We start from the raw sequence: 22,954 nt of genomic DNA on the forward strand, positions 1-22,954 counted from the left end.
GTTGTGGGTCTTTCACGGCTAACATTGGGGACATCAAAAATAATGATGTGAAATTAGCTTTTTCTTTACTGATACTAATGCTTGACACTACATTTTTGAACCAATAGCTATTTATTAGACTCTTTATCCAGTGCTGGCAGTTGGTACTTCCTATTTTTCTTCAGACTTTATCCAATTGAGAATTAGTTCTCTTGCTTGTTGGCTCATGGACGTTTTATTACGAGCGCAGGCTATTTTAAACTGTGTTCGCTCATCGTCCGATAAGAAAACAACAAGTTTCACTGTTTTATCTCCTGTTTCTTCAGAGTTATCCATCTCACCTATTGCTGTACTTGGCTCAATTATGCCATTAGGTTAAGTTACAGCAAATAAGTAACATAGGTAAGTTGCACTAACTTACCTATATAGGTTAATATAGCATTAGTTAGCCAAAAACAGCCACAAAACAAAGGCAAAAGAAGCCAGAAAGTGATGTTAAGGCGAACCTGTAACTGGATATCTGGATTCGTGCTGATTTAGCTAAAAATCCTGGTAAATCCTCGCAAATCAAGAATTTAACAATCATCTGAACCATGACAGCTATATATTCCAATGCCAAAAATTGGCTAGTTCAGGCAGACTTGTTAGCCAATTCCGGGCTAACTGACCTGATCGCCGGAAAAGACTCAGGAGCAGGGTATGGCAAGGCAATCATCGGTGATTTTTCGATCATGATGCCTGCCGCATATTCACTAGTTCGCAACCGCAACATCATGCACCACGAAACCATCTCAAAAGATGGGGCATGGGTGCGTTATGTCGAAGGAACGCGGCTGGACTTAAAAGATGTTCAATTCTTTTGGGGCAGTGCAGCTTTAGCACAAAGTGACCACACCTTGCTGCACGAGGACAAAGCCAAAAAAGCAGAACTGGCACTAGAAAGCATTCTTGCAGATTTGGCAGTTCTGAATATTCCCGATGGAGTCAAGCTAGAAATTAGTTTGAGCAATCACAACCCCGAACGCTGGGCAACTGAGATTAAGCGCAGAGTCGAAGGAACTCACACCTTTGAACATCTGCATCCTGTGACTCGTTCCATTGTCAGCAAGACAGTTGAAATTGTTGTTACAGGCATTTACCCTGAAGGATTTGGCAGCATTGCCCACTGCTTATTCGGTGAAGCATCCCTGATACTTGACCCTTCAGAATTAGCGATCGCACTCGATATCGGTTCATCAACTTGGTTGGTGACTGTCTTTAATGGCAGTGGCGCAGTGATTGACCGTCACCTGATTGAAGGTGGAGCCGGTGAACTGCATTCGATGATTGCCGAATCTCTCGACAAACGAAACGACCGAGTGAGTCTGCTGTCTAAGGATGTGAAGCACTCGCCCAGCCTCGTTAACCAAGGAATTATCGAAGGCACTTTCACCTACGGCGGCAACCACCTGACAGGCAAGAAGTTCGAGGCAGAGTACAGCCAGTGTCTAGACGAGTGGTGGAGTAACAGGATTGAGAAATTCGCCAACTTTGTGACTGCTGGCAATTATCTGGATAGAGCGAAATACCTTGTCGCCTGGGGTGGGGGTGTTTCCTTGCCAGTGGTGGATCAGAACCTAGCCGGTTTAGGCTTTGTGGTCTTGAATAATCCCCAATTCATCAATGCCTTGGGGTTGAAACTATTAACTCAAATATCGGGAGGAGCCTAATCAATGAATTACGAATCTCGGCGTATAACCATCTCCTACTTAGCAGTAATTGAATTGTGCAAGATTTTTGATTTACCCCAAGATGCACCAACACAAGCACTTTCAGCAGGTGTAGAGAAGCTGATTTTTCAACACGGCAATGTGCAAGCATCACCCAAAGTTGAAACTTCACTTTCTACACAGCCCAATAAATCGGCACTTAGCGCAATGGTCACTAATTTCAAAGGGGCAGCATGACCAAATCCAGATTTAGAAACACGGTTTTAGGCATTGGTGCAACAGCAGCAGCGTTAGCCTTTGGCTATTTCGGAGTGCAGTACTTCGGTCGTAACAATATGTTCACCATCGCCGCAGCTGTCGGGGGTGCAGGGACTATCAGCTATGTACTTCAAAAGCCGAACCAGCCACAAGCCCCAAGTAATCAGCCAGAACCCCAACCCACACCGATGAAAACCCAAAGGAGAAGAAACAAGTCATGAGCGACCAAGACACCCAAAAGACACAACCAAGCCTAACAACAACCGAAATAATGACCATCATCCTCGGTTGTGAACAGACTCTAAGATTTGTACAAGCATCCCCAAATTATCAACAAATCGAAGCCTCTGAAAAGTTCAGTACATCGAATGACCTAAAAATAGGTGATGCCGTTCAAGCCTTGATGGAGATTCACGAAGCAATCCTAAATATCGAATTCTACTCCCAAGTTGAGGGACAAACTTATGCTTTCAATGACAGCCTTGCAACGTAACCACCTGTACGAATTCCGTGGTCAACAACTCCGTTACAGCCACCGCTCTAATTGTCGAGTTAATGCCCCTTTCATATTCAACGACTCCAAACGCAGGCGCAAACAATTAAGCCAAAACCAAGTGCAGAGGGAGGTTTTTGAATTGAATGAGTTTTGTGAAAACTGATGATGAAGCGATTGCATCGACGACCAATCACTGCAATCGCCCATCTGTGCATCGAAACTACACACATTTTGGATTCTAACAAATGACACTCGATTATAGAAATCCCAACGATTGGGGACGTTCACCCCTGACTGACTCCGCCCTAAGAAAGCAGCAATTCAAAGCAGAAAATCCTGAAGAATGGGCAGCAAGGATTGAAGCAGATATTGAGGCACTTTCCACGCCAATATTCGAGAGTGAAGATTACCCACCCTTTACAGGAACAGAATTCCTAGCAACTCATTCAACCATCGATGACCATCCATACTCTGCTGCATTTGGTCAATTCTTGGGTAATGGTATTGACGCGGACATTGCAAATATCTTGGCATTTGGCTCTAAGCGATTTGATTTAATCTCTGATGATTTGGATGACCCCGTAAGGCAACTGGCAACGAGAATTTATAGCCGATTTGAAGACATGGGGTATTGGGATAAGTTGCCCCAACCAGACAGCAATATCGACTATGACTACATCCCTTATTAGGAGAATAACGCAATGGATTTTGCAATACGTAATCCGGTACTTGGTCATGCAAGCCACATTGACGAGAAAGCGCAATCCTGGGGAGGGTTTGAGTCTGATATTCTGGGCTATCTCTCTGATATAAATAAGCTCGAACAGTTTGCCGACTATGCGAATAATGCCCAAGAATTATCTGACCGATTAGAACCATTTTTGGACAATGCCAAGGTCGTCTTTGAGGCGATGGAGAAGCTGACCAAAGGACAAGTAACCTGGGTCGAACTTCGCAAACAATACGGCTCTCATGTAGCGGGTGCTATCGCTAAAATTCGCAAACTCAATTCGGAATTTGATTCAGAAATGAGTAAAATTGATGCCCAAGATAGAGCCGACTTGTTGCGGATTGATCAGAAGCGGAAACACGCTTTAACTGAAGTTGCAGCCCAATTACATCAAGATTTACAAGCTGAACTTTGGCGGCATGAAAACAAGATTAGCGGCATCGAAAATAAACAAACTGTGCAGGCTGAAAGGCAAGCTATCACTACAGGATTGAGAGAGAAACGACAACAACTTTTAGCCCGTGCGCGGTATGGCTCAAGGGCGCTAGAGCCTAATCTTACACCCCAGGAAGTCATACCAATTCAATCCGTGCGATTCGTTGATTAGTGAATCACGGTATAAATAGCCCGCACATAACTAATCCAGTGAAACTTAACGCAAGTTAAGCACTGAACTCTCAGACTGATGTAGGTGAAAGTCCTACCCGCGAGATTCTAGCGTGACTCCTTATCTGACCACACTGACCAAGCTCAATTCTTGGAGGGTGAAGCTGGTAACAGGGCGCAACCAGACAACTGTTATGGGTTGACACTGGCGCTAATAGGGAGTTCCTACGGTGAAACTGAGCCTAGAAAAGCAACCTAATCGGTAGCAGAGCATAACCCAAAACCTCTGACTTCATCAGAGTTAAAAACCCGCAGCATTGTGGATTGAATAGCTGCAAGAATCCAGGGTTTCTGATGGTTGAAGTGGCTACACCTAACGGAACGAACAATCATTTGAGGGAACGAATAAAAACGATTTGAGAGTCTAGGGATAGTCCAACCCTAGTAGGCGAGATGAGACGCGGAACTCTCTCAGATCGGGTAGGATGCGGCGTAATTGCTGCAAGGTATTCAGAAAACACTTAATGGAGCAGAGCATGATTGGACACAGTAGCAATACTAGTGAATCTTGGATGACGTTGCCCTGGAAGAAATTTCAGAAAGACTTATTTCGCCTACAAAAGAGAGTGTTTAAAGCAATTCAGGCAGGAGACAAGCGGAAAGCGCGGTCTTTGCAAAAGCTTATTCTGAAATCCAAAGCAGCCAGATTTTTGGCAATTCGTCAAGTATCACAGCTAAACGCTGGTAAGAAAACAGCAGGTATTGATGGTAAGAAATCCCTCACGTTTGAAGAGCGCTTCAAGTTAGAAACCACTCTAAAGAATGAGGCGGGAAATTGGAAACATCTTGGACTACGGGAGATACCAATCCCTAAAAAGGACGGTACTACCAGAATGCTGAAAATTCCAACTATCGCAGATAGGTGCTGGCAATGCCTCGCCAAATATGCTTTAGAACCAGCACACGAAGCAACCTTCCACGCTCGGAGTTACGGGTTTAGGACAGGACGTTCGGCACACGATGCCCAACAATTCCTATTCATAAATCTACGCTCAAGTAGTAACGGAATAGATAAACGAGTTATAGAACTCGATATTGAAAAATGCTTCGATAGGATTTCACACTCAACCATCATGGAAAACTTGATAGCCCCCAATGGGGTAAAAATCGGGATTTTTAGATGCTTAAAAGCCGGAATAAACCCCGAATTTCCAGAACAAGGAACGCCGCAAGGTGGAGTGGTAAGCCCTTTATTAGCAAACATCGCCTTAAATGGGGTAGAAGATATCCACAGATATCACGATAACCCTCTCAAGAGAATTACCGACAAAACCCCAGAGAAAGACATTAAAACCCCGTCCGTTCGCTACGCCGACGACATGGTAATAGTGTTAAGACCCAAAGACGATGCAAATGAGATACTCAGAAGAATTGACAAATTCCTAGCTGCAAGGGGAATGAAAGTAAGTGAGAAAAAGACCAAGATAACCGCCGCGACAGATGGATTCGACTTTCTAGGATGGCATTTCAAAGTGCAAACCAACGGGAAATATAGCTGTACTCCCTCAGTGGAGAACTTTAAGAAATTCCGTGAGAAAGTCAAGAAAATCGTCAACTGCTCGAATTATGGTTCTAAGGAAAAAGCCATTAGGCTTGCTCCGATAGTTAGAGGATGGAGAGAATATCACAAATTCTGTGATATGACAGGGGCAAGGTTCTCACTTTGGTTCCTAAATCACAGAACGCATACGGTATTCAACAAGGAAACGAAGAATACCCGCGAATCAAGTGTAAAACTTGTGCAGAAAGCATTCCCATCGGTTCCTTACTCCCTAGCCGCCCACGTCATGGTCAAAGGAAATAAATCCCCCTTTGACGGAGACTTAACTTACTGGAGTTCACGCAACAGTAAGCTATACGACGGTGCAACCTCTAAAGCCTTACAAAAGCAAAACCATTCATGTGGTCGATGTGGGATGAAATTGACAAGTGAAGAGCGAGTCCATTTACACCACATAGATGGTAATCATGATAACTGGAAGCCAAAAAACCTTCAAGCAATCCATGAATCCTGTCACGACTATTTACACATGAGCAAAAGGGAATACAAACCCTAAGAATATCTGGGAGCCGTGTACACGGAAACGGGTACGCACGGTTCTGTAGGAGAGGTGCGGGAGATAATACTCCCCATCGACTCTAACCAAAATCATGCACCATCTTCTAGTGTTTCAGCAACGGGAACAGTTCGCGGCTGGGGCGCAATGTTAAGTAACTTGTGGCAGAAGTTAGGCGATAGATAAGTAATCAATAAAGGTAAGGCTGATGCTAGTAAGGAAACGAAATGAAGATCCTCATAGCGTCAGCCCTTTTTCATTTGAAGGGCTGGCACCGACTCCACAACAACAGAAAATTGAGCAACCATCACAACCGCAACCATTACCAGAAAATAACAGAGGGAGAACATTTAGACGTGCTGGTAACGCTTGTGAAATTGTCGCTGGCAGTTGTCTAAACAGTGCAGTAATTTTTACCTTTCATCTGCTACAAGTTCATCCAGTTGGAATGTTCTTAGCTGTGGGTACTGCACACTTGTATTTTACTGCTACTGCAACAGGTGAAGGGTTCAATAATTTCGTCACTAATTTAATGACTGGTTGCAGTGCATCACTGGCGTTATTGTGTGCGCTTTCCGACCCGTTGGGTGAGTGGAATGAAGCTCGGACTTCCACACAAACAGCTAATACTTCAATTGAGTCGGTCTATAAGCCAAAAACTGCTGAATCCTCAAGTTGGATGGATGGTGCAGGAGTGGGCATATTTCTAGCGATATTAATGATTTTTCTATTTGGTGGTAGGAGAAGTAAATGAATTATTTAACCGACAAACATAAACAGTTATCCGAGTCACAACAATCGGGTTTAATGAAGTGGTTCGGTCAGTTACCGATGGATAAAAAAGCTGTTGCAATTGGGCTAAGTTTAACTGTGGGCATTGGATCAGCTGCGATGGCTTGGCAGGGAACTAGCAGCGATCGCGTTTACTTCTGCATTAAAACCCCAAAGAAAACATTGGTATGCCAGGACAAAGATAACAGACCATTTCGCATGACCCCCTTTTATTGGTCACAGTGGCAGTTAGAAGGAATGCCGCGCCAAGTAGTGAGAGATCCAGCGATGGGGGTAAACGGGCTGGTGAAAGCGACGAACCCTTACAAGGCGTTTTGGGCGTTTGGGGGATTCCTGGGGTTTGCCCTAGCTGGGTGGATGTTGCGCCATTGCCAAGATGAGGAGAAGCAGAGAGCAGTTTTTGAAGACATTGCCCAAAAACGGGATGCAGCGAAAGCAGAGATGGCTGCACGTTCCGAGCTACTAGAGAGTTGCCGAGATGTTGCGATCGCAGAAGTTCAACTACAAGCTGACCTGGATCTAGTGGCCAATGATCGCACTGTGGATATCCAAAAAGCCGAGATTTACGCCCACACTGAGATAGAAGTTACGCAGATGGAGGCATCCGACGCTATCTTTGAGGCGCAAACGGCGGGGATGACCGAGCAACAGAAAGCAGAGTACATCAAGCAATTACGTGAGATGAAAACGCCTTATCTGCAAGGGAGTCAGACTCTACAGGGGACGATTGACCCCAACGATAAGGTTACTGGGGGAGAACAGGGCGCAATCGCACCGGGAGCAACCCCAACAGGTGATTACCTTCACCCATCAGAAGCTCTTGCCCTAAATACTTTGCAAGCTCTAGCCAGAGCCGATAGTTCCACTGCTTTAGTTGCCGCACCGGGAAGCGGTAAATCAGTCACCCTCAATTACTTAATTGGGCGGATTTTGGCTGATTCCCCAGGGGCGGACATCTGGGTAATTAGCGCTAAAAATGATAGTTTCTGCGGTTTACGAGAGAAAGAAAGGGTAATTGTCTTTGACGGGGAAAACCCAGACCTAGCCAAAGAGGTAATTGACAACTTTTACACGGACTACAAAAAGCGTAAGCAACTACCAGAATCAAAGCGCGAATCCTTGCCACCATTGATTCTAATTCTGGATGATTGGTTAGTGATTGCTGACCAATTGAGCAAGCATTACTCCGACTGGAATTATGGGAGTAAATTACTTGATATTTTACTGATTGGTCGAGAGTTTAATACTAAGTTTATTGCTTCCCTACAGTCTTTTAATCTGGCGGCATTGGGCATTGAAAAGATGGATGCTCAAACAAGAATGTGTCTCAATTTATTGTTGTTAGGTAACAAGTACATTAAGAATGGAAGGGAGCAAGAATCTTATGGGGTACTGGAGTTGATTTTAAATAGAGGTGACATTATTCCTGGCAAACAAGAACGGGAGCAAATTAAATCTAAATATCTGAATGTGAAAGCAGTCTCTTATCAAAACTTACGTCCAGTTATGATTGCTTCCGTTGGTGGTTTTGTTGTGGCATTAATGCCGAATTTCTCTAATCAAGTCAAGCCGATTGCTTCGGAGCAGGAATATCTAGATAGAGTATTTGACCTGGAATTTAATTTAAATCCTGCTCACAATGTACATCCCAAACCATTATCTGAGGTGGCTAAGAAGATTTATGAATACTTCCAGAATGTGAAGTCGAAAACGCCAAAAACATTACGTGATTTGAAGAAGGCAGATAGGTTATCCGGCTATTCAGAGCAAGAATTAATTGATGGAGTAGCTGAATTAGTTAAGACTGATCAGATAAATTCTGACGGTAATGATAGCTATTCCCTGCCTGATTGGTGAAAGTCCTGCCGTGATGCCGTGGTCATAATAAGGGATGTTTTACGGGCTTTTCTCGGTGGACACGGCATCACGGCAAATCACGGCAATCCATGCCCTGTATAGGTCGTAGCCTACGGCAGCTTCACGGCAAGAAGGACAGTCACGGCAGAAGCATCAATAATAAGTCCGCCAATAAACAGCCATTTATTATTAGAGGATTAATAAAATCATGCTGAAAATAGTAATTGTTGAACCAGAAACATTCACGCTCTTAGGTATCAAAGGCGCTATTGAACAATCTCCAGATATAGAAGTAACTGGTGATGCTACCAGTGGAAAGCTAGGTTTTCAGTTAATTGAACAGACCAACCCTGATGTTGTGTTAGTTGATTTACTCTTACCCGACATGAGTGGTTTAGAACTGACTAGCTCAATCAAAAGGAAAACTAATAGTAAAGTGGTGATTTTTACTAATCAGACTCATTCCGACTTTATTAAGTCAGCTTTCCGTCATGGGGCTGATTCTTATATGCTCAAGAGTGCTGATATAGAATTGATTGAACTAGCCATCAAAAGAGCTTACTCTGATGAATGCCTGCTTGACCCGAAGCTGGCTAAAAAACTGTTAAAAAACCTTGATAAAAATAGATATATTGACCCCAACTCCGTTGACAAAAACTTGCTTGACTCTCCCACCGAACGACAAATACAAGTTCTGCGTTTACTGGCTCAGGGTTTAGGTTTTGAACAGATTGCCAAAGAAATGTTTCTCTCTGTTAGTACAGTCAAACATTACGCCAGCGATTTGTACAGTAAATGGCACGTCAAGAACAGTTATGAGGCGATAAAAAGAGGGGCGATGCTTGGTTATATTGACTATAACTTGATTGTGAATGAATGATGTATTGGTGAGGAGACGGAAGGTATTAAGTCGGGTATTGGTGGGGTTTGATTCTTATTCACTTCTGTTAGCAACAGAAGTGAAATTAAATAATTTTTGGAAGCCTAATGTATACATCTGTAGACGCTGTAAACGTGCTAAGGATACACCTAAGTAACCTGGACGCAGTTTGGTTGAGTACTTATGGCTGTTTGTAATTAATTTTACTATAATCGAATAGATGTTTTTGGCATAAAAAAAAGCCTGTATGAGCCGAAAAGCCACAGTTCGTTCGGATATTGAGTTTGAGTCGAATATCAAATGGTTACGGGACATTAAGGATATTCCTTATGTAAGAGAACATTTCGATACAGAATGTAATAAGCGTGAAGGATTGGTTAAATATCAAGGACATGAGATTGTAGGCTATGCAGAGCTAGAAAAAAATGCTCCTAAAACATACCCAGGAAAATATTCCAGAAGAATATTTTGGCTTTCAAAAGAAGATCGTTTTTATAAACCAGATGGCGCTTACAAGCAAGGATGCCCAAGTGAAGCTATAGATCCATTAACTGTTTCTACTAAAGTCTTAGGACGGGTAACGGAAAGAGCTTGGGGAGGGACATTACCACCAAATCTTGACTAAACCAAAATAAATAACCCTGATTATAAAACACGCTCATCTCCCCAAATTGGGCGTGTTTTCCCTTCGCTAAAATTAAAAGTGATAAATTTAATCTCTTTTCATACGCCAGAAACTAAAACGCTTAGATTTCGTGTTTTTTGGTGAAATTACGGAAAGTCTTCAAGTGCAAAATTCCTACAATAGTATGCTGATATCCCAACTGGATCTACCACAAGCAATCACAACGTAGGCAGTTCTTTACAAGTGTTGGTTAATAAGTAAGTTAAAAGGGGAATCCTAAATGTGTAGTTAAGCAAGAAAGTTGGTAAAAGCAATGGATGATGCCCAAAAATACTATGATGCCGCTCATTCAAGTGCTGAAGCAGAAGATTATGCTAAGGCAATTCAACTATATACTCAGGCTATAGAACTAAATCCTAAAGATGACAGAATATATTTTGATAGAGGAAAAAGTAGGTTTTTTAATCAGGATTTCAAAGGTGCTTTAGAAGATTTCACTAAAACTTTAGAAATAAATCCTTTTGATTTTCCAGCCTATGTAGAAAGAGGATTAACTTATACTCAGTTTGAGCAATGGGAAGAAGCTATAGAAAATTATGAGAAAGCTTTAGAAATTTGTCCAGAAGACTACATTGCTTACTACAATCGAGGAGAAGCATATTTACATATCAAAGAATACGAAAAAGGTATAAATGACTTAGAGACAGCCGCTAACATTGTACTATCAGACGGCGATATGCTGTTATACAGAAAGATCCGCTACAGGCTGTATGAAGTAATTAGTTCACTGGGTTACGAATATGAAGATACAGAGTATGTTCCTGATGAAAATGAATCGGGACGAGAGTGGCTCATGGCTGTAAATATGATTAATTTCTCCTTTGAACCAGTTATTATAAATCAAATTCAGAATGCTAGTCCTTCAGAACAAAATGACATAGAAGCAGAAGTATATTTTCAGTGGCAAGGGAAATGGTATTTTGTACCAAGAAGAGAATAAAATAAGGTGCGGACTATGAACCTTTAATAGGAAATAATTCACCTTTCTTACTACAAGCGAATTCTCCATTCAAACTTGTGAAAGCTAACGTTGGATCTAAGGCATCTAAATTTAGCTTTTCAAAAAATTTCTTGGAAATTTTTATATATAGAGATGTGATATTTTCAGCAGTTCCATTGGCTGGGTTTACCTTCTCAGTTAAACCATAAAATTCAACAGTATTGACAGAATAAATTACCCTAAATGTTTCATAAATAAGACGTAAAGTTAAACCAGTACAAATATCTGAGTAGAGCTTAAATCTATCCTTCTGAGCCATTTTCCTAGTAGACAACTTACCAGTCTTAGTTAAACTCATCTTTTCTTCTGGAACCACATCTAAATCTGGAAGTTCCATGAAAATGTTGACTGTGTTCACATCAATGAATTCGATATCGAAAACGAGAGGAACTGGCAATTCTTCGTTAGAAAGCTCAATTTCAAGTAATTCAGCTAACGGCTCTGGATCTTCCAATTTCACAGCATTTTTCAATCGCTCTCGACCTCGTTCTTCTTCATCCCACGTCTTTTTATTCTCTTCTTCGATCTTTATATGTTCTGCTTCCTCTAAGCCAACCCTCTTCAAATACTCTTCATGAGCTTTCTGCTTGCTCTGATTATATTTTTCAGTTTCTTCTTGAATTCTAATTGGTAAGCTTTGATTGTATAATTTCACTAAACGATTTCGTTCAATAATATAGCTTGCTACTGCCAAAGCAAATAATAAAAATGAAATCCAAACGTTTTTAAAAAAAATAACAAAGCCTAAGCCAGAAAGAAAATACGTGATGTATAATCTAGAATTTTTACTCTTTATTTCTCGTTTTATTGTCACTTCAGAGAAATTTTTATCGGGTTCTATAAATTTTGGATAAGTATAAATTACAGGTTCATATTCTTCTCTTCGAGCAGTTAATTCTTCCCAATTAAAAGTTTGTTTTTCTCGCTCTCTTAAAATATTTGCTAATGATTCGATTTTAGCTTGAAAAGCAGAGTAACTTTCCTCTGCTTCTTGGAGTAACTTTTGTTTCTCTTGCTCTTTTTGTTGCCTCAGCAATTCTTTGTATGCTGATCTGTTACTTAGATTTTTATTGTTATATTTTTGACTTCTGTTTGATGAGGTTTGAGTAACATAACTCAGCCCTGTACCAGGAATGCTATATGTAGAGCGAACTCCTCTGCTGCTTATGTTAACAGTCGCTCCCCGACCGCCGATTGATAAGCTCCCGCCACTCTTGCTTAAATTAAGCTTGATTCCTGGCGCTATTTTCACTGATTTTCTAAATCTGAATGCCATACGAACATCATCTAGAACAGTATATTTTTAGCTTACCCAGACAACTAGCGCGTGTTATCTCAATCGGGGTTGCAGGTAGCACAACAAGCGCACTGCCTTAGCAGCGATCGCTTTTAAAAAGAAATGGTTGATATTATGAATGCAGGAATTTAGGACATAAATTATGTCTAATGTCACGATTAACCTGCCAGAAGAAGTTTTTAGCGCCCGTCGCCTTTCTCCAGAAGAGTTTGTGCGCGATATGCGCCTCGCTGCTGCTATCTACTGGTATCAGAAGCAGGAAATCTCGATGGAGAAAGCCGCCTCTGTTGCTGGGCTAAACCGCCGAGACTTTCTAGCTGTCCTAGCCCGTGAACAAGTGGATGTCTTCGCTGTTGATTTTGATGATTTGCAGAGCGAGTTGAACCGTGGCTGAACCGCCTGTTATCAACACATCCCCATTGATTTTTTTGACTAAAGGCGGGTTTCTCTATTTATTACAGGTAATTAGTTCATCGGTTATTGTTCCTAATGCTGTTGGCCGAACCTCGGCGATTACACGAATTATTTGCTGTCCTGGGCTGTAAACTTGTACCTTTTGCCCTTTACGATATTTGGGACTCATAATGCACCGAAAACAAACAACTAAGACTTTAAGCGTTTCCAGTCTAACCTAGCAGGTCAAACTTGCTACATCTAGGGATCTAGTTAGCAAAGTGGAATTCACTAAAATCGCCAGTGCGACACAAGTATTATTTTGTTGCATTTAGCTTGCCTAATGCGTGAGCTATCTGGGATGGCATTGACGGAGAGCAATCGCCCTCTGGTATTGTCAGGAGTTGGGACAGAAAGCTCTTATGAGAGTTGTTCCTAGTCAAATAAGTAACCCATCTTGACTTCACCACATTTTTATGTTGTGCTATAATGTATGTAACAACTCTAACAGCAACATCTGAAAAGTTAGAGAAAGCTACGTAAAGCTAAGAGTTTAGGCAAGTTGGCTAGTCAGGCTATTAGAAAGCCGTTTGAAAGCCAGGAGAAGCCAATAGAGATAGCTATTAAAAAGCAAAGTTAAACATTAATAGTTTGCTGTTTGGGTTGATGTACTAAAACATCCTCTCAAACTATGAAAAACAAAACTCTCATAAGGCTCAAGCTGGTCAGTGTTGTGCTAGTCATTTTGCATAATGGTTATCTTTTATACAAAGATATACAAGACCCAGTTTTTATTCAGCTTCTACAAAACTGTGTAGAAGTTATTACTAAGTAGCAAAAAACCCCCAACTCATCATTGGGGGTTTTTGCAATGGATGGTTTTCAACCTTCTGCATAAATGTGTGATGTCTAACCCCCGACAGCTGCATAATGGTGTGTGGTATTGGAAAAAGCCATTTTATGTACCGTAAGAATTAAGAAATTTTCAGGCTTCCATCCTTTCCTATAGCGATATCACAGTTTCAGTAGATTCGCCCGGAGCGTGACGAGGCCGAAGATGTAAGGTGATTTCCGTATCAAGTCGCTTGAGGAAAATGAGCAGTTTGCCCTCGCTGAACCGTTGAAACTCTCCTTTCATTAGATGAGATACTTCTGGCTGCGGAATGCCAAGAAGTTCGCTGATTTCACGCTGTTTCAGGTTGCGTTGTTTCAAAACGCGCAGTACCTGAATCCCTATCTTGCCCCGTGTAAAAAGTTCATCTGCATCCTCTAAACCAAGGTCAGCGAATACGTTGCCACTGCTTTCTTCAAAAACGGGTTCCTGTGTCATTGGTGTTTCTCCCTTGCTACCGCATCCTTATAGCGTTGTTTAATGAGGTCAACATCAGCCTGTGGGGTTTTAATCCCCTGCTTTGATTTCTTTTGAAAAGCGTGCAGGACATAAATTCTCTCTGCAATCTTTACCGCATAGACAGCCCTGTAAGTATCGGTATCGTAGCGTTTGACGATTTCATACACCCCACTCCCAACCCCCTTAAAAGGCTTGGCATCCATTGGTGTTTCCCCTGCTTGCACCAATTGCAGTGCATAGCCTACTGATGCACGTACCTCTTCTGGAAATGAGCGGATATTTTTGAGAGAGTCTCCCATCCAAACAAGAGGTCGTAAAGGAATTTCTATAATATCCTCATCATCTTCCATATTATATGAAATTTCCTATAAAATCAGTCAGAGAATAGCATGAAATGTCCCCCGCACCACTAGAGAGCTAAATTTTATTTACAGTTGGTTTCCTTCTAGACTGCCGTGTAGACGCTGGTGGAGAGAAAATTGATATCGGTTTTGATAGCAACGATGGATCAACCAGGGGTATAGAAGCAGTATAGACAGTTGAGCAAGCCGCAACATGAGCAAATCTATGGCGTGCGGATCATACCTGTACTTGGTAATAACATTGCAACTATAAGCAGGTTTTATCAGCCAACGAAGTCATGCGGGTTGTAGCGGTCGCGCTTTCGGACTGATTGATAAGTCTGGGTTAATCGGGTGCAATCGCTCACGAGAGAATAGGGTTTTTGGTGACTTACATTGTGTAATTGCGGTTAGACAATGTAGGCTAGACCCTATGAAAATAAACCGATTCGGCAGGGCAGAAATCCTTACCCCTGACCAAATTAATGTCCTATTTACTGAGGGCTTTGTCAACCCAAGAGATAAAGCTTTATTTGGCGTGTGCCTTTACGCAGCCTGCCGGATCAACGAAGCTTGCACTTTGGCGGTAAAAGACGTATTTGGCAGCAACGGAGTGAGAGGGGTGTTGGTATTACGCAGTGTCAACACCAAGGGGAAGCGGGACACCAGGGAAATTCAAGTGCATCCCAAGCTATTGGTCTTATGAAATAAAATAATGTATCCTATCTCCTAGAAAAAAAGATTTTAAAGCAGCTTGTTAACAGCAGCTTGTTAACAGCAACATAATACTGATAATGCAGATTATAGAAATAAGTTTGACCTCGACTCATGGTATTGTAGGAAAAATTAAATAATCACCTTAGCAGTTCTGGATGATTTAGCGGCCCGTCGTTGTGCTGCAACTTTAGGAATTCCTGTACGGGGGACACTAGGCATCGTTCTTACCCCAAAAAGGGGTAATTCCTGCTGTACGTCCAGTTTTTACCCATGAAAATAAACCGATTCGGCAGGGCAGAAATTCTCACACCCGACCAAATCAATCTCCTATTTAACGAGGGCTTTGTCAACCCACGTGATCGCGCTTTGTTTGGCGTGTGCCTTTATGCTGCCTGCCGGATCAACGAAGCTTGCACTCTGGCAGTAAAAGATGTGTTTGGCAGTAACGGTGTCAGAGGCGTGTTAGTATTACGCAGTGTCAACACCAAAGGCAAGCGAGACACAAGGGAAATTCAAGTGCATCCGAAGCTCAGGCAGTATTTAGAAGAGTACAACCCCAACCGCCGCAAAGAATTCTTGTTTCCGGGGCGGCATGGGTTGGGGCACATTCACAAGGTCAGCGCTGACAAAATCCTCAGAGATACCTGTGTGCGCCTGGGCATTGAGGGGGTGAGTACCCACAGTTTCAGGAGGACGGCGTTAACCAGGATGAGCGATGCTGGTATCCCCTTACGCCACATACAGGAGATATCGGGGCATCGGACTTTGGCAGCTTTGGAGCGCTATCTGGGTGTAACTGAGAAGCAGAAGCAAAACGCGATCTCTGCTTTGGATTTTTGAATAATGTAATGTAAGGAAATGAATTTATCTTGTTAAAAATATATGAGTTAGCCGCGACCGAGCAAAAAAGGTGAACAGCGTTATCTGGAGGTCACGCCAGAGCAGAAGCGAAAGGCTGTTTCTGTGATTGGGTTTTAGTGTTGGCTCGCTCAGGAGACGGGAAATAGTCGTATAACAACACCTCTGTGAGCAAAGAAATTATATCTGTGGCTGGTCGGACTGTCTGAGCAGATTTTCTCAGCTTTTTGGCTTTATCTGATGCCTATGTAGGTAGCTTGACTAACTATTTTTTGTTTATGTCTACAAAATGATTAGCATTATTGCTAATTCAACATTTTTTAGTAGACTTTTGGTAATTATCTAAGCTATTTAAACTACTCCAAGCTCAAAGCGATGAGTGTGAGTAGTTCATACAGGGAAAACATAGAAGTATAATTAAAGGTTTTAAAAGAAAAAAAGGGTATGTTTGTCTATTTTGTTAATTTGACCAATATTTTGGGTAAAGAGAGAATTAAATTGCTGAATATTTATGAATAATGGCTAAATATAGGTACTTCAAAGTCAGCTAGCTATTCGTTTTGGAAATAGTTGTATAATCTATCTAGTCCATTTTCTTCATCAATCCAAAGTTCTTAATATCATTAGATATCATCTCAGAACCTTAGTAAAAATTAATATCAAAGCTTTGATTTAAGAAAAAGCTTAAGTTTGGTTATTTAGCTGAAAAATTAATCTTTAAAAGGAGTTTTTCAGCAACCGAATTTTTGAAAAACTTTTTTTTACTTTAGTTGAAAAGCGGAAATAATGACATCACTTTATACTGCGGATTTACCAAGTTTAGAGCAGGTAATTGAATTTTTCCCTTTAACTGTATTACCAAATACGCCACTTACTGATGTAATTACGCTTATGAATCCGGTAAGCTGCGATACAGTAGAATCTGCGACTAATTTTAGTAGTTGTGTTTTAGTAGTTGAAGAAAAAAAATTAGTAGGTATATTCACACTCAGGGATATAGCTAGGCTGACTGGAGCAAGGGTAGATTTATCTAGGGTTCTAATTTCAGAGATGATGACGCAGCCAGTTATTAGCCTGACGTTGACTCAAGAGCAAAATGCCTTCACAGCCTTATCTTTTATGCGCCAGCATCGCATTTGTTATCTGCCTGTAGTAGATGATCTTGGGCAATTGGTAGGCTTGATTACCCAAGATAGAATTCGTCAAGTTCTCCAGCCAGCGCACTTGCTAAAACTGCGATGTGTGAAAGAGGTGATGGTAACCCAAGTTATTCATGCTCTACCAACTACATCCGTGCTGGAATTATCACAGATAATGAGTGAGCATCGGATTAGTTGTGTCGTCATTATTGCTCAACAGAAGACAGCACTGATCCCGGTGGGGATGATCACTGAGAAAGATATTATCAAAGTTCAGTTGCAAGGATTAGATATAACTCAAACCCAGGCGCAAGCTGTGATGAGTACCCCTGTATTAAGTATCAGTCCCACTGAATCTTTGTGGACTGTTCACCAGTTGATGCAAGAGCGAGGGGTGAGGCGGTTAGCCGTCGTGGGTGAACAAGGCCAACTGCAAGGACTGGTGACACAAACCAATCTCCTGCAAGTGCTTGAACCCCTAGAAACAGTCAAGGTTATCCAAGTCTTACAAGAAAAAGTTGCCCAACAAACCCTTCAACTCAGACAAACTAACCAGCAGTTAGAACAGGAAGTCAAACAACGCCGCCAAGTTGAGGAATCACTTCGTCAAGAACAACAAAAATTAGAGTTGCGGGTGGCAGAGCGTACAGCCGAACTGGAACTAACAAATGCACGTCTGCAAAAGGAAATCGAGGATCACAAAAAAGCACAAGCCTTGCTCCAGCAGCGTGAACATGAGTGGCAAGCCCTGTTTGATCATGCTCTTGATGCGATCGCCATTGCAGATGACGAAGGACGGTATGTAAATGTTAATCCGGCTGCCTGTAACCTGTTTGGTTTATCGAAAGAAGAACTTTTAGGTTCTACAATTGCAGATTTTGCCGAACCTGGATTTGATTTCACCCAAGCTTGGCAACAGTTCCGTGAACAAGGGCAAATGTCTGGGGAGTTTAGATTACATCGTCAGGACGGCACAGTGCGAGAAACGGAATTTGCAGCAGTTGCCAACTATATACCGCATCGCCATCTTTCAATATTGCGAGATGTAAGTGATCGCCAAACCGCACTGCGTGAATGTAAACAGGCGGAAGACGCTTTCAAAGAAAGCGAGGAACAACTACAACTAGCACTCTTGGCGGCTCATGCTGGTACTTGGAACTGGAATATTCCCAATGATGAAGTTATTTGGTCTGAGAGTGTGTTTGATTTATTCGGTCTAACTAGAGAGACATTTAATGGCAAATTTGAATCATTTTTAAATTGTGTTCATCCTGAAGACCGCAAATTAGTTACAAATGCAGTTCAGCAAGCGATTAATGCACATATATTTCAATATAGGGTTGAGTTTCGGTTAGTAAAACCTGATGGTACGATTCGCTGGGCAGAGGGCATTGGCAGAGTTTTTTACAATGAAGTTGCTCAACCCCTTCAGATGACGGGAATCGTGATTGATATTACTGCTCGCAAACAATCGGAAGCAGCATTTATCGATAGTGAGCAACGACTCCAGGCGATTATAGATAATTCCCCAGCAGTCATCTATGTTAAGGATATGCAAGGGCAGCATATTCTAGTAAATTCTGAATTTGAAAGACTTACCCACCTGACGCGAGAGAAAGTCAAAAATAAAACTGACTATGAAATCTTTTCTGCTGACATTGCTCAAGGCTTGAGCAAAAACGATCAACAAGTTCTCACTTCTGTTATACCTTTGCAGTCTGAGGAAATCCTTCAATTTGATGACGGCTTACATACTTACTTGAGTGTCAAGTTTCCCTTGTGCCACAGTGATGGTCAACCCTACGCTATTTGTGGTATTTCCACCGACATTACCGAGAAAAAGCAAATAGAGCAACAATTTTACCGCGCTCAACGCCTGGAGAGTATAGGAACTCTTGCCAGTGGTATTGCTCACGACCTCAACAATGTCTTTACTCCCATAATAATGATTTCACAAGTGTTACCCCTCAGATGCAAAAATGTGGATACACAGACTCAAGAACTGTTCAAAATTTTAGAAACCAGCTCAAAGCGTGGAGCTGACTTAATTAAACAAATTCTCACCTTTGCCCGTGGCACAGAAGGAAAACGCATCCTCCTGCAACCTGGACATTTGCTTAAAGAATTAGTCAAAGTCATCAAACAGACATTTCTTCAATCAATTGAAATTGTTGCCAATATTCCGACAAACACTTTGTGGATGGTGCAAGCCGATCCCACCCAACTAGAACAGGTGTTCATGAACTTGGCAGTCAATGCCCGTGATGCTATGCCCAATGGTGGTACTCTAACTATTACTGCCAAAAATCGAATAATTGATTCTACCTATGCCCGAATGCACCTTGAGGCTCAAGCAGGAAGCTACATCGTTGTCACCATTTCAGATACAGGAACAGGTATTCCTCCAGAAATTGAGGAGCGCATATTTGAGCCATTTTTTACCACTAAAGAGGTCGGTAAAGGGACAGGACTAGGATTATCAACTGTTTCAGGTATTGTTAAGAACCACGGCGGTTTTATAGAAGTAGCAACTAGGGTAGGTAAAGGCACAAAATTTCAGATATTTTTACCTAAAGCAGAAGGAACAGCAAGCGAAATTACAATAGAGGCAAAGTTGCCAAGAGGTAAGGGCGAGTTAATTTTAGTGGTAGATGATGAAGCAGTTATACAGCAAATCACACAGCAAACCTTGGCAGATTATAATTACAAAACCTTTGTAGCTAACGATGGCATTGAGGCTATTGCTCTCTATGTCCAATATAAGCAACAAATTAGTGTCGTATTACTAGATATGCTCATGCCTAACATGGACGGATTAACAGCCATCCGAACCCTGCGAACTATGAACCCTAACGTCAAGATTATTGCCAGCAGTGGCTTACCCACTTACGAGCAGAAGGCTATTGAGGCTGGTGCAGATAAATTTCTGTATAAGCCCTACACAGCCAAAGATTTATTAACTACTCTATCGGATGTAATCGGGGATTAAATAGTAGAACATTGCTTATTTGTAAAATGTCTTAGATTTAGGCGTAGATATAGCGTAATATCTACCCCAAATTGGTTGTCATAGCATTTATCTTAAAATATACAGTCCAGATGATAGTGTCCGTGTTCAATCTACATACGGTGAAGTTATATAAAAACTGCTGGAATTTCTATCTAAAAAATCAACTTTTTTCACCTTCACCACTTACACTGGAAACTAAAACCGAGCCGGTTGACCAAAGATCATCGTATCTTCTAGGAACGAAAGCCAGTGTCAACTTCTGACAATCAATGCCGCATTATTGCCCTGTTTAACCAAGCGGGTGGTGTCGCCAAATCGACACTGACCCAAAATTTGGGATACCACCTAGCGCGACGAAAACACCGCGTCCTCCTCATCGACATAGACCCCCAAGCAAGCTTGACCAAATTCATGGGGTTAGTGCCATCTCAGTTACAAAAAACCATTGCTGATGCCATTATCGACGAGCAGCCCTTACCGATTCATGAGGGCATTCACGGTATGGACTTGGTTCCAGCAAGCCGAGTCTTAAGTGGAGCCGAAATGCAGTTAGTCAGTGCTGCGATGCGCGAGTTGCGCCTTAAGGAAGCCGTTGAATCTGTTCTAAATGAATACGACTTCATTCTTATAGATTGTCCCCCCAGCTTAGGATTGCTTTCGTATATTGCCTTAGTCGCGGCCACACACGTACTCGTTCCCGTGGAAACCCATCTCAAAGCTTTCGAGGGAACTGACGAGCTTTTACAAACTATCACCCACGTAAAAAATAAAGCCAACCGCAAAATCCAAATAGCCGGGTTTATTCCCACGCGGTATGCTCAACAGAACTCAGCCGATAAACGCGCATTGGCAGCCATCCAAGAACAACTTTCAGCTTGGGGTCGTATTTTCCCACCCATACCCAGAGCCACCGCTTTTGTCGATGCGTCAGAAGAACGTGCGCCTCTAGCAGTATTTGACCCGAAACATCCTGTAGTCAGTATTCTTGAAGAAATCGCCAAGGCTTTGGAGGCTTTATGATCCGACGCAAACAAACAGACAAACCCTTTGGGGGTCAAATTACAACTCCACCCCCTGCACCTTGGTTATCCTCCCCAGATGCAGAAACGCCAGCCGCTACTGAAACTACTATCAAACTCTCAGATATAGTTCTGCCCCAACAGCAACCTAGACGATACTTCGACCCACAAGCATTACTTGAATTAGTCTCGTCAGTCAAACAGCATGGCATCCTCCAACCTCTGTTGGTGCGTCCAATTGGTGGAGGGAAATATGAATTAGTAGCAGGAGAGCGACGTTATCGGGCAGGGCAGTCAGCAGAACTTGAAGTTGCGCCTGTGGTTGTGCGTGAGCTATCTGATGACCAAGCGTTTCAGTTGGCTTTGATTGAAAACCTGCAACGAGAAGACCTGAACCCTGTTGAAGAAACTGAAGGGATCTTGCACCTGTTGGCAATCCGGCTGCATTGCGATGTAGAAGCCGTGAAATCCTTGCTGTATCGAATGAAAAACGCTCACAGTAAGGGGGAACAGCCGTCAAAATCCTCATTAAATGAATCTAGTAAAAACGTTTTTCCTAACTCAGATAATCCACAAACTGAGGACAACATTTCTGAGCATTTAGCCGATAAAAATGAATCTAGTAAAAACGTTTTTCCTAACCCCGATAATCCACAAACTGAGGACAACGTTTCTGACCATTTAGCCGATGAAACTGAATCTAGTAAAAACGTTTCTCCTAACCTAGATGAAGAACAATCAAACACGGTACAACAGGTGTTTGAGAGCCTGGGACTCATGAATTGGCTATCGTTCATTACCACACGCTTACCTTTGCTCAATCTGCCCGAAGAAATTTTAATAGCACTGCGTTCTGGTCAACTGGAATACACCAAAGCACAAGTCTTGGCGCGGGTAAGAAATAATGAAATCCGAAAAAAACTTTTGTCCGAAGCGATAGCCTCGGATTGGTCTTTAAGTCAAATCAAAGAAAAAATCACAGCTTGGACGGATGATGAACAAGCATCCTCATCTAAAGCAACTAACCAAATACCAGACCGCCTCCAAAATATCACCCAGCGCATTAAAAAGCGTCAGCTTTGGAAAGAACCTAGAAAGCAAAAGCAGCTAGTAAACCTTTTGAACAAGCTCGAAGCCTTACTAGGGGATGAGTGACTTGGGGTGAATTGTCAGGTAATCTCTACTTTTAGAGTCTTTTTACCTTTGATTCATTATTGGGTGCGAGGGGAGAAACAGAGATGGCATCAGATTCACAGATTCGAGCATTACTCAAAGCTTGGTTAGATTACATCCATGTTGAAAATTTGAGTAATGCCAAAGTAGAACCTGACGACTCTGCTCAACCGAACATCTGGGACTCTCTCGTAAATCTGGTAGGCGATAAATTATTAATAGACGAGTCTTTATTTAAAAACATAAAGCAACCGTTTAAAAGTGCAAAGAACTTTGAGCAAACAAAATTACCATCAATCGCTGTAGCTTTTCCGCAGCTTTATGTAGTTGAATCGAATCGCCGTCAATTTCGCCCGTTGTTCACTATCAACATTTCTCCAATATTCGAGGGCAATTATCGCAGTAGCGGATGGAATTTAACTGAATATGAGTTTGGGGTTTTTGGGATAAACCCTCGAAAAGGGGGATTATGAAAAGTGAGTTTTGACGCTATCACCCTATAACTCTTGCCAGATAAGATTCTTGGCTAAACCCCGTATCAGAAAGT

The 22,954-nt window shown here is 42.1% G+C and carries 26 protein-coding genes; 21 read left to right on the forward strand and 5 right to left on the reverse strand.

From position 1 onward, the window contains the following. Window positions 1–150: 150 nt before the first annotated feature. Window positions 151–315, reverse strand: a complete 165-nt coding sequence (locus tag ACWATR_RS35130; protein WP_190900111.1) for a plasmid partition protein ParG — start codon at window positions 313–315, stop codon at window positions 151–153. Window positions 316–572: 257 nt separating this feature from the next. Here ACWATR_RS35130 and ACWATR_RS35135 point away from each other — a divergent pair, with 257 nt between their 5' ends. From ACWATR_RS35135 to ACWATR_RS35195, 13 genes are all read left to right on the forward strand, one after another. Then, window positions 573–1,688 carry a ParM/StbA family protein gene (locus ACWATR_RS35135; RefSeq protein WP_460343501.1) on the forward strand — a complete coding sequence of 372 codons (1,116 nt, stop codon included), beginning with the start codon at window positions 573–575 and terminating at the stop codon, window positions 1,686–1,688. Window positions 1,689–1,691: 3 nt separating this feature from the next. Beyond that, a complete protein-coding gene (locus tag ACWATR_RS35140) occupies window positions 1,692–1,925 on the forward strand; it encodes a hypothetical protein (protein WP_392477120.1) in 234 nt (77 codons plus the stop codon). Further along, window positions 1,922–2,167: a hypothetical protein gene (locus ACWATR_RS35145; RefSeq protein ID WP_460343506.1), complete on the forward strand. Its 246-nt coding sequence runs from the start codon at window positions 1,922–1,924 to the stop codon at window positions 2,165–2,167. Before ACWATR_RS35140 ends, ACWATR_RS35145 begins: the two co-directional genes overlap by 4 nt. Beyond that, entirely contained in the window at window positions 2,164–2,439 is a 276-nt protein-coding gene (locus ACWATR_RS35150) for a hypothetical protein (RefSeq protein WP_460343509.1), read from the forward strand. The genes ACWATR_RS35145 and ACWATR_RS35150 overlap by 4 nt, the downstream gene beginning before the upstream one ends. A 248-nt stretch (window positions 2,440–2,687) precedes the next feature. Then, entirely contained in the window at window positions 2,688–3,131 is a 444-nt protein-coding gene (locus tag ACWATR_RS35155; RefSeq protein WP_460343512.1) for a hypothetical protein, read from the forward strand. A 12-nt stretch (window positions 3,132–3,143) separates the two neighbouring features. Further along, entirely contained in the window at window positions 3,144–3,779 is a 636-nt protein-coding gene (locus ACWATR_RS35160) for a hypothetical protein (protein ID WP_460343515.1), read from the forward strand. 535 nt (window positions 3,780–4,314) lie between these two features. Further along, entirely contained in the window at window positions 4,315–5,895 is a 1,581-nt protein-coding gene (locus ACWATR_RS35165) for a group II intron reverse transcriptase/maturase (protein WP_460343518.1), read from the forward strand. A 15-nt stretch (window positions 5,896–5,910) separates the two neighbouring features. Then, window positions 5,911–6,081, forward strand: coding sequence for a hypothetical protein (locus ACWATR_RS35170; RefSeq protein WP_460343521.1), 171 nt, complete (start codon window positions 5,911–5,913; stop codon window positions 6,079–6,081). A 22-nt stretch (window positions 6,082–6,103) separates the two neighbouring features. Beyond that, window positions 6,104–6,649: a hypothetical protein gene (locus ACWATR_RS35175; protein ID WP_460343524.1), complete on the forward strand. Its 546-nt coding sequence runs from the start codon at window positions 6,104–6,106 to the stop codon at window positions 6,647–6,649. Further along, window positions 6,646–8,544, forward strand: a complete 1,899-nt coding sequence (locus ACWATR_RS35180; protein WP_460343527.1) for a type IV secretory system conjugative DNA transfer family protein — start codon at window positions 6,646–6,648, stop codon at window positions 8,542–8,544. Before ACWATR_RS35175 ends, ACWATR_RS35180 begins: the two co-directional genes overlap by 4 nt. Before the next feature lie 208 nt (window positions 8,545–8,752). Next, a complete protein-coding gene (locus ACWATR_RS35185) occupies window positions 8,753–9,424 on the forward strand; it encodes a response regulator transcription factor (RefSeq protein ID WP_460343530.1) in 672 nt (223 codons plus the stop codon). 247 nt (window positions 9,425–9,671) lie between these two features. Continuing rightward, the gene (locus tag ACWATR_RS35190) at window positions 9,672–10,049 is read left to right on the forward strand and encodes a DUF6009 family protein (protein WP_229557267.1); all 378 of its coding nucleotides are present in this window, start codon (window positions 9,672–9,674) and stop codon (window positions 10,047–10,049) included. Window positions 10,050–10,362: 313 nt separating this feature from the next. Then, a complete protein-coding gene (locus tag ACWATR_RS35195) occupies window positions 10,363–11,049 on the forward strand; it encodes a tetratricopeptide repeat protein (protein ID WP_460343534.1) in 687 nt (228 codons plus the stop codon). A gap of 13 nt (window positions 11,050–11,062) precedes the next feature. Here ACWATR_RS35195 and ACWATR_RS35200 read toward each other — a convergent pair whose 3' ends face one another. Next, entirely contained in the window at window positions 11,063–12,385 is a 1,323-nt protein-coding gene (locus tag ACWATR_RS35200) for a DUF4236 domain-containing protein (RefSeq protein ID WP_460343537.1), read from the reverse strand. 163 nt (window positions 12,386–12,548) lie between these two features. Between ACWATR_RS35200 and ACWATR_RS35205 the strand changes: the two genes are divergently transcribed. Continuing rightward, complete coding sequence (locus ACWATR_RS35205; protein WP_104902469.1) at window positions 12,549–12,800, forward strand: UPF0175 family protein; 252 nt, start codon at window positions 12,549–12,551, stop codon at window positions 12,798–12,800. A 54-nt stretch (window positions 12,801–12,854) separates the two neighbouring features. Here the strand turns inward: ACWATR_RS35205 and ACWATR_RS35210 are convergent, their stop codons facing one another. The 3 genes from ACWATR_RS35210 to ACWATR_RS35220 form a co-directional block, all read right to left on the reverse strand. Then, window positions 12,855–12,989 (reverse strand): hypothetical protein, encoded by a 135-nt coding sequence (locus tag ACWATR_RS35210; protein ID WP_460343541.1) that lies wholly within the window; start codon window positions 12,987–12,989, stop codon window positions 12,855–12,857. 813 nt (window positions 12,990–13,802) lie between these two features. Continuing rightward, complete coding sequence (locus ACWATR_RS35215; protein ID WP_460343544.1) at window positions 13,803–14,129, reverse strand: helix-turn-helix domain-containing protein; 327 nt, start codon at window positions 14,127–14,129, stop codon at window positions 13,803–13,805. Further along, window positions 14,126–14,500 (reverse strand): type II toxin-antitoxin system RelE/ParE family toxin, encoded by a 375-nt coding sequence (locus tag ACWATR_RS35220; RefSeq protein ID WP_460343547.1) that lies wholly within the window; start codon window positions 14,498–14,500, stop codon window positions 14,126–14,128. Before ACWATR_RS35220 ends, ACWATR_RS35215 begins: the two co-directional genes overlap by 4 nt. A gap of 424 nt (window positions 14,501–14,924) precedes the next feature. Here ACWATR_RS35220 and ACWATR_RS35225 point away from each other — a divergent pair, with 424 nt between their 5' ends. The 7 genes from ACWATR_RS35225 to ACWATR_RS35250 all read left to right on the forward strand — a co-directional run bounded on the left by ACWATR_RS35225 (window position 14,925) and on the right by ACWATR_RS35250 (window position 22,880). Then, on the forward strand, window positions 14,925–15,197 hold the full coding sequence (locus ACWATR_RS35225) for a site-specific integrase (RefSeq protein WP_460343550.1): 273 nt from the start codon (window positions 14,925–14,927) through the stop codon (window positions 15,195–15,197). A 162-nt stretch (window positions 15,198–15,359) separates the two neighbouring features. Next, window positions 15,360–15,482: a PIN domain-containing protein gene (locus tag ACWATR_RS40430; protein WP_465249746.1), complete on the forward strand. Its 123-nt coding sequence runs from the start codon at window positions 15,360–15,362 to the stop codon at window positions 15,480–15,482. Then, complete coding sequence (locus ACWATR_RS35230) at window positions 15,479–16,048, forward strand: tyrosine-type recombinase/integrase (RefSeq protein WP_460343553.1); 570 nt, start codon at window positions 15,479–15,481, stop codon at window positions 16,046–16,048. The genes ACWATR_RS40430 and ACWATR_RS35230 overlap by 4 nt, the downstream gene beginning before the upstream one ends. A gap of 804 nt (window positions 16,049–16,852) precedes the next feature. Then, window positions 16,853–20,194, forward strand: a complete 3,342-nt coding sequence (locus ACWATR_RS35235; protein WP_460343556.1) for a PAS domain S-box protein — start codon at window positions 16,853–16,855, stop codon at window positions 20,192–20,194. Window positions 20,195–20,464: 270 nt separating this feature from the next. Next, on the forward strand, window positions 20,465–21,235 hold the full coding sequence (locus ACWATR_RS35240; protein ID WP_460343559.1) for a ParA family protein: 771 nt from the start codon (window positions 20,465–20,467) through the stop codon (window positions 21,233–21,235). Continuing rightward, window positions 21,232–22,389, forward strand: coding sequence for a ParB/RepB/Spo0J family partition protein (locus ACWATR_RS35245; RefSeq protein WP_460343562.1), 1,158 nt, complete (start codon window positions 21,232–21,234; stop codon window positions 22,387–22,389). Before ACWATR_RS35240 ends, ACWATR_RS35245 begins: the two co-directional genes overlap by 4 nt. Window positions 22,390–22,472: 83 nt before the next feature. Continuing rightward, window positions 22,473–22,880, forward strand: a complete 408-nt coding sequence (locus ACWATR_RS35250) for a hypothetical protein (RefSeq protein WP_460343565.1) — start codon at window positions 22,473–22,475, stop codon at window positions 22,878–22,880. Window positions 22,881–22,954 lie beyond the last annotated feature (74 nt).

It is taken from the genome of Nostoc sp. UIC 10890, assembly GCF_054786515.1.